Genomic DNA, 6,883 nt, shown 5'->3' on the forward strand with positions numbered 1-6,883 from the left:
CCGAGCGCCCCGATGGCCATCAGGACCGTGCCGGTGGCGCCGAAGACGCGGGTGCGGCGCAGCGACGCGACCTCGGACGCGATGAGCGGAGAGCTGACCGTCGTCTCGTCGGCGTGCCAGCGGGCGACGGCAGAGCTGGGTGACCGTCGGCGGGCTGCCATCACAGCAGCGTAGTAAGTCGGCCTTCTAAGGGTCACCTTCCTAGACCCGTTTGCCGAATTCCGTCACAATGGTGTTGTGAAAATCCGCACGGAGGCTACGAGCGCGACTGGAGCCGGATTGCCGGCCCCGGCCGGCGGCGTCGCGTCGACCTCCGACGGGCACACCCGCGCATCGATCGTGCAACTGCTGCTCGAAGGCCCCACCACCGCCGGTGAGATCGGCGATCGGCTGGGTATTTCGGCAGCCGGAGTGCGCCGACACCTCGATGCGTTGGTCGAGGTCGGCGATGCCGAATCGAATGCCGCGGCGTCCTGGCAGCACCACGGCCGAGGGCGTCCCGCCAAGCGGTACCGGCTCACGGCCGCGGGACGGTCGAAACTGGACCACGCCTACGACGACCTTGCCGTCGCCGCCATGCGGCAATTGCGCGAGGTCGGCGGCGAGGATGCCATCCGTACCTTCGCACGCAGGCGCATCGACACGATCCTGGCGGGTGTGGACGGTGTCGCAAACGCGGTGAGCAAGGGCGTCAAACCCGGCGTCACCGCCGCGGCGGACCGCGTCGCCGTCGCGCTCACCGTGGCGGGGTATGCGACCACCACCACGCGGGTCACCGGCCCCATCGACGGTGTCCAGATCTGTCAGCACCACTGTCCGGTATCGCACGTGGCCGAGGAGTTTCCTGAGTTGTGCGAGGCCGAACGGGAGGCCTTCGCCGACATCCTGGGTACTCACGTACAGAGGCTGGCGACCATAGTCAACGGCGACTGCGCGTGCACCACACACGTTCCGCTCATCCCCGAGCCCGCAAGGCGCACGGCCCGCGTCGAATCCACCCCCACCAACCAGAATCAAGGAGCGTCACGATGACGACCATCCCCGAGGCGGCGATGAGCCGCTTGCGCGAAGAGCCTCAGGCCCTGACCCAAGAGGAAACCATTGCCTCGCTGGGCACGTCGTACGGCTACGGCTGGTCGGACTCCGACGTCGCGGGCGCCAGCGCGCAGCGCGGTCTCTCCGAGGCCGTGGTGCGCGACATCTCGGGCAAGAAGAGTGAGCCCGAGTGGATGCTCGAGATGCGACTGAAGGCGCTGCGCACGTTCGAGAAGAAGCCGATGCCGAACTGGGGTTCCAACCTCGAGGGCATCTTCTTCGACAACATCAAGTACTTCGTGCGTTCCAGCGAGAAGCAGGCCGCCACGTGGGATGACCTGCCCGCCGACATCAAGAACACCTACGACCGGCTCGGTATCCCCGAGGCCGAGAAGCAGCGCCTGGTCTCCGGTGTCGCCGCGCAGTACGAGTCCGAGGTGGTCTACCACTCGATCCGCGAGGACCTGGAGGCGCTCGGCGTCATCTTCCTGGACACCGACTCCGCGCTGAAGCAGCACCCGGAGCTGTTCAGAAAGTACTTCGGCACGGTGATCCCGGCCGGTGACAACAAGTTCTCCGCGCTGAACACCGCGGTGTGGTCGGGTGGCTCGTTCATCTACGTCCCGAAGGGCGTGCACGTCGACATCCCGTTGCAGGCGTACTTCCGCATCAACACCGAGAACATGGGCCAGTTCGAGCGGACGCTGATCATCGTCGACGAGGACGCCTACGTGCACTACGTCGAGGGCTGCACCGCGCCGATCTACAAGTCGGACTCGCTGCACTCGGCGGTCGTCGAGATCATCGTCAAGCCCGGTGGCCGGTGCCGGTACACCACCATCCAGAACTGGTCGAACAACGTCTACAACCTGGTCACCAAGCGGGCCCGGGCCGAAGCGGGGGCCACGATGGAATGGGTCGACGGCAACATCGGCTCCAAGGTCACCATGAAGTACCCGGCCGTGTGGATGACCGGTGAGCACGCCAAGGGTGAAGTCCTCTCGGTGGCGTTCGCCGGTGAGGGCCAGCACCAGGACACCGGTGCCAAGATGCTGCACTTGGCCCCGAACACGTCGAGCAACATCGTCTCCAAGTCGGTCGCCCGCGGCGGTGGCCGGGCCTCGTACCGCGGCCTGGTCCAGATCAACAAGGGTGCGCACGGTTCCCGGTCGAGCGTGAAGTGCGATGCACTGCTGGTCGATTCGATCAGCCGCAGTGACACCTACCCGTACGTCGACATCCGTGAGGACGACGTCACGATGGGTCACGAGGCCACCGTCTCCAAGGTCAGCGCGGATCAGCTGTTCTACCTGATGAGCCGCGGCATGACCGAGGACGAGGCCATGGCGATGGTGGTCCGCGGCTTCGTCGAGCCGATCGCGAAGGAACTCCCGATGGAGTACGCGCTCGAGCTCAACCGGCTCATCGAACTGCAGATGGAAGGCGCCGTCGGGTGACCCAGAACCTGACTGAGTCCCTGGAGGGACGGAACAAGGGAGAGCTGTTCGCGTCCTTCGACGTCGACGCCTTCGAGGTGCCCGGCGGTCGCGACGAACTGTGGCGGTTCACGCCGCTGAAGCGGCTGCGCGGTCTGCACGACGGGTCCGCTGTGTCCGATGGAAGGCGAGCCGGCACTGCGCTCATCGAGGTCAGCGAGCAGTCCGGAGTGACGGTGGAGACCGCCCGTCGCGGTGACGAGCGCCTCGGCCAGGGTGGCGTTCCATCTGACCGCGTTGCGGCACAGGCATTCTCGTCGTTCGACCAGGCGACCATCGTCACCGTGGCGAGGGACACCGAGGTGGCCGAACCCATCGAGATCACCATCAATGGTCCCGGCGAGGGTGCGGTCGCCTACGGGCATCTGCAGATCCGCATCGAGGAGCTGTCGCGGGCCATCGTCGTCGTCGATCTGCGCGGTAGCGGAACCTACGCCGACAACGTGGAGATCATCGTCGGTGACTCGGCGGGGGTCGGCGTGATCTGGATCGCCGACTGGGCCGACGACATGGTGCACGTCAGCTCGCATCACGCCCGCCTTGGCAAGGACGCGATGCTCGGGCACGTCAACGTCACGCTCGGTGGCGACGTCGTTCGAACCTCGGCGACGGTGCGTTTCACCGCTCCTGGCGGCGAGGCCCAGATGCTCGGCACGTACTTCGCCGACGACGGCCAGCACTTCGAGTCGCGCTTGCTGATCGATCACGCGCAGCCGAACTGCAAGTCCGACGTGCTGTACAAGGGTGCCCTGCAGGGTGATCCCAACTCCAACCGTCCCGACGCGCACACCGTGTGGGTGGGCGACGTGCTGATCCGCGCGGAAGCCACCGGCACCGACACCTTCGAGGTAAACCGCAACCTGGTGCTGACCGACGGCGCCCGTGCCGATTCGGTCCCCAACCTGGAGATCGAGACGGGGGAGATCGTCGGCGCCGGGCACGCGAGTGCCACGGGACGTTTCGACGACGAGCAGTTGTTCTACCTACGTGCCCGCGGCATCCCGGAGGCGCAGGCACGTCGCCTCGTGGTCCGTGGCTTCTTCGGCGAGATCATCGCCAAGATCGCCGTACCCGCGGTGCGTGAGCGCCTTACCGAAGCCATCGAACGAGAACTAGCGATCACCGAATCGAGAAACAGCTGACATGACCACATTGGAAGTCAAGGACCTGCACGCCTCCGTCATCTCGGCGGAGGGAGGCGCCGACATCGAAATCCTCAAGGGCGTCAACCTCACCGTGAAGTCTGGGGAGACCCATGCGGTGATGGGGCCGAACGGATCCGGCAAGTCGACGCTGTCCTACGCGATCGCGGGACACCCCAAGTACACCGTCACCTCCGGCTCGATCACCCTCGACGGCGAGAACGTCCTCGAGATGAGCATCGACGAGCGCGCCCGCGCGGGTCTGTTCCTCGCGATGCAGTACCCGGTCGAGGTGCCAGGCGTCTCGATGTCGAACTTCCTCCGCACGGCCGCCACCGCGATCCGCGGCGAGGCGCCCAAGCTGCGGCACTGGGTCAAGGAGGTCAAGACCGCGATGAGCGATCTGGACATCGACCCGGCATTCAGCGAGCGCAGTGTCAATGAAGGGTTCTCGGGCGGCGAGAAGAAGCGCCACGAGATTCTGCAGCTCGGACTGCTCAAGCCCAAGATCGCCATCCTCGACGAGACCGACTCAGGCCTCGACGTCGATGCGCTTCGGGTCGTCAGCGAGGGCGTGAACCGCTACGCGGCGGCCGAGAACGCAGGTGTCCTGCTGATCACGCACTACACCCGCATTCTGCGTTACATCCAGCCCCAGTTCGTGCACGTCTTCTTCGACGGCCGGATCATTGAGTCCGGCGGCCCGGAGCTGGCCGACGAACTCGAGGAGAACGGCTACGAGCGCTTCACTCAGGCTGCGGCCGCAGGAGCTTAGGGAGGACACCGTCATGACCGTTCAGGTCACCCGCCCCCTCGACCTCACTGCGATCAGGGCCGACTTCCCGATCCTGAGCAGGGTGATGCGCGGCGGAAACCAGTTGGCGTACTTGGATTCCGGAGCGACGTCGCAGAAGCCACTCCAGGTGCTCGACGCCGAACGCGACTTCCTGACCACGTCCAACGGTGCGGTGCACCGCGGCGCGCACCAGTTGATGGAGGAGTCCACGGACGCCTACGAGCAGGGCCGTGAGGACCTCGCGGCCTTCGTTGGCGCCGACGCGGATGAGCTCGTCTTCACGAAGAACGCCACTGAGTCGATCAACCTGGTGTCGTACGTTCTGGGAGACGTTCGGTTCGACCGTGCCGTCGGCCCTGGGGACGTCATCGTGACCACCGAGCTGGAACATCACGCCAACCTGATCCCGTGGCAGGAACTTGCCCGACGGACGGGAGCGACGCTGCGTTGGTATGGCGTCACCGAGGACGGCCGCATCGACCTGGACTCGCTGCATCTCGACGAGCGCGTGAAGGTCGTTGCGTTCAGCCATCATTCGAACGTCACCGGCGCCGTCGCACCGGTCGCGGAGTTGGTCTCCCGCGCCAGGTCCGTCGGCGCGCTGACCGTGCTCGACGCCTGCCAGTCGGTGCCGCACCAGCCCGTCGACTTCCACGCGCTCGACGTCGACTTCGCGGCCTTCTCCGGCCACAAGATGTTGGGCCCCACCGGGATCGGCGTGCTGTACGGCCGGCGTGAACTACTGAACGCCATGCCACCGTTTCTCACCGGCGGGTCGATGATCGAGACCGTGACCATGGCGGCCACGACGTACGCGCCCGCCCCCCAGCGGTTCGAGGCTGGCACTCCGATGACGTCGCAAGTGGTCGGTTTAGCGGCGGCCGCAAGATATCTGAGTGCGATCGGGATGGACGCCGTCGAGGCGCACGAGAACGAACTGGTCGCCGCGGCGTTGGAGGGGCTGTCGAACCTCGACGGCGTGCGGCTGATCGGCCCCAGCTCGATGGAGCTGCGGGGCTCACCGGTGAGCTTCGTCGTCGACGGAATTCACGCGCACGACGTTGGCCAGGTGCTCGACGACGAGGGCGTCGCGGTCCGTGTCGGTCACCATTGCGCGTGGCCGCTGCACCGGCGCTTCGGCATCGCCGCCACGGCTCGGGCGTCGTTCGCGGTGTACAACTCGCTGGACGAAGTGGACCGGTTGGTGGCAGCGATCAAGCGCGCCATCGAGTTCTTCGATCCGGAGGGCAGGAGCGAAGCGACCCGGGAATCGGTCAGGAATTGAGTCGCCCCGTGCGAATGGAACAGATGTACCAGGAAGTGATCCTCGATCACTACAAGCATCCGCATCATCGGGGGCTTCGCGAGCCCTTCGGGACTGAGGTGCATCACGTCAATCCGACCTGCGGTGACGAGGTGACGTTGCGGGTGGCGCTGTCCGAGGACGGTGACACGGTCGAGGACATCTCGTACGACGGACAGGGCTGCTCGATCAGCCAGGCGGCCACGTCGGTGCTCACCGATCAGGTCATCGGACAGCGTGTTGGCGCAGCGCTGGAGACGGTAGCGGCGTTCACCGAGATGATCTCCTCGCGCGGAAACGTCGAGGGTGATGAGGACGTCATCGGCGACGGCATTGCGTTCGCGGGAGTGGCGAAGTACCCGGCGCGGGTGAAGTGTGCGCTGCTGGGCTGGATGGCTTTCAAGGACGCGCTGGCCCAGGCGAGTGCAGAATCAGACGCAGACCTAGAGGAGGCAGGACGATGACCGAGACGGTTCCGGAGGACGCAAGCGGGGAATCGGTGTCCGCACTGGACGAGGAGACGTTCGCCGACCTCGAGGAGGCGATGCGCGACGTCGTCGACCCGGAGCTCGGCATCAACGTCGTCGACCTCGGGTTGGTCTACGGCCTGAACATCGAAGAGGGTGAGGCCGGCTCCAAGGTCGCGCTGATCGACATGACGCTGACGTCGGCGGCCTGCCCCCTGACAGACGTCATCGAGGACCAGTCCCGTACGGCGCTCGTGGGTGCCGGCCTCGTCAGCGAGATCAAGATCAACTGGGTGTGGAACCCGCCGTGGGGCCCGGACAAGATCACCGAGGACGGACGCGAGCAGTTGAGAGCCCTCGGCTTCACGGTCTAGCCCGGCGCGATGGACAACGAGACCTATGTCGCCACGCGCCGCCAACTACGGGGCATTGCCGAGAGTTTCATCGCCGGTCCCCAGTACCGGTCGGCAGGGACCATCCGGCTCGCCGTCCGTCCAGACGGCTTCACGGCCGTTTCGATACCGGTGGCGGTACACGGCTCCGAACTGGTGTGGGGGGAGGACTCCGCGCCGCTCACCGCAACGGTCGGTGCGCTCGCGCTGGCGACCGGTTTGGGGATCGGTCCGCCCGACGGCGTATACGAG

The 6,883-nt window shown here is 66.1% G+C and carries 7 protein-coding genes and 1 pseudogene; all 8 read left to right on the forward strand.

What is annotated here, in order from left to right:
- The first annotated feature begins 279 nt into the window (after window positions 1–279).
- Window positions 280–1,032: a helix-turn-helix transcriptional regulator gene (locus tag QOI01_RS08980; protein WP_526380033.1), complete on the forward strand. Its 753-nt coding sequence runs from the start codon at window positions 280–282 to the stop codon at window positions 1,030–1,032.
- Entirely contained in the window at window positions 1,029–2,492 is a 1,464-nt protein-coding gene (sufB, locus tag QOI01_RS08985) for a Fe-S cluster assembly protein SufB (RefSeq protein WP_526380035.1), read from the forward strand. Before QOI01_RS08980 ends, sufB begins: the two co-directional genes overlap by 4 nt.
- Window positions 2,489–3,673 carry a Fe-S cluster assembly protein SufD gene (gene sufD, locus QOI01_RS08990; protein ID WP_526380037.1) on the forward strand — a complete coding sequence of 395 codons (1,185 nt, stop codon included), beginning with the start codon at window positions 2,489–2,491 and terminating at the stop codon, window positions 3,671–3,673. Before sufB ends, sufD begins: the two co-directional genes overlap by 4 nt.
- A gap of 1 nt (window position 3,674) precedes the next feature.
- Entirely contained in the window at window positions 3,675–4,448 is a 774-nt protein-coding gene (gene sufC, locus QOI01_RS08995) for a Fe-S cluster assembly ATPase SufC (protein WP_526380039.1), read from the forward strand.
- A 13-nt stretch (window positions 4,449–4,461) separates the two neighbouring features.
- Window positions 4,462–5,754, forward strand: a complete 1,293-nt coding sequence (locus QOI01_RS09000; RefSeq protein WP_526380041.1) for a cysteine desulfurase — start codon at window positions 4,462–4,464, stop codon at window positions 5,752–5,754.
- Window positions 5,755–5,768: 14 nt separating this feature from the next.
- Window positions 5,769–6,236 carry a Fe-S cluster assembly sulfur transfer protein SufU gene (sufU, locus tag QOI01_RS09005; RefSeq protein WP_526380045.1) on the forward strand — a complete coding sequence of 156 codons (468 nt, stop codon included), beginning with the start codon at window positions 5,769–5,771 and terminating at the stop codon, window positions 6,234–6,236.
- Window positions 6,233–6,613 (forward strand): metal-sulfur cluster assembly factor, encoded by a 381-nt coding sequence (locus tag QOI01_RS09010; RefSeq protein WP_526380043.1) that lies wholly within the window; start codon window positions 6,233–6,235, stop codon window positions 6,611–6,613. Before sufU ends, QOI01_RS09010 begins: the two co-directional genes overlap by 4 nt.
- Window positions 6,614–6,622: 9 nt before the next feature.
- Window positions 6,623–6,883 (forward strand): annotated as a pseudogene (locus QOI01_RS09015) (hypothetical protein); the annotation flags it as partial.

Source organism: Mycobacterium sp. (assembly GCF_032162605.1).
GTDB lineage: Bacteria > Actinomycetota > Actinomycetes > Mycobacteriales > Mycobacteriaceae > Mycobacterium.

Bases quoted from the DNA above. Each gene is read 5' to 3' on its own strand.
- sufB (WP_526380035.1), top strand. From the start codon at position 1,029: ATGACGACCATCCCCGAGGCGGCGATGAGCCGCTTGCGCGAAGAGCCT.
- sufC (WP_526380039.1), top strand. From the start codon at position 3,675: ATGACCACATTGGAAGTCAAGGACCTGCACGCCTCCGTCATCTCGGCG.
- QOI01_RS09000 (WP_526380041.1), top strand. From the start codon at position 4,462: ATGACCGTTCAGGTCACCCGCCCCCTCGACCTCACTGCGATCAGGGCC.
- sufU (WP_526380045.1), top strand. From the start codon at position 5,769: ATGGAACAGATGTACCAGGAAGTGATCCTCGATCACTACAAGCATCCG.
- QOI01_RS09010 (WP_526380043.1), top strand. From the start codon at position 6,233: ATGACCGAGACGGTTCCGGAGGACGCAAGCGGGGAATCGGTGTCCGCA.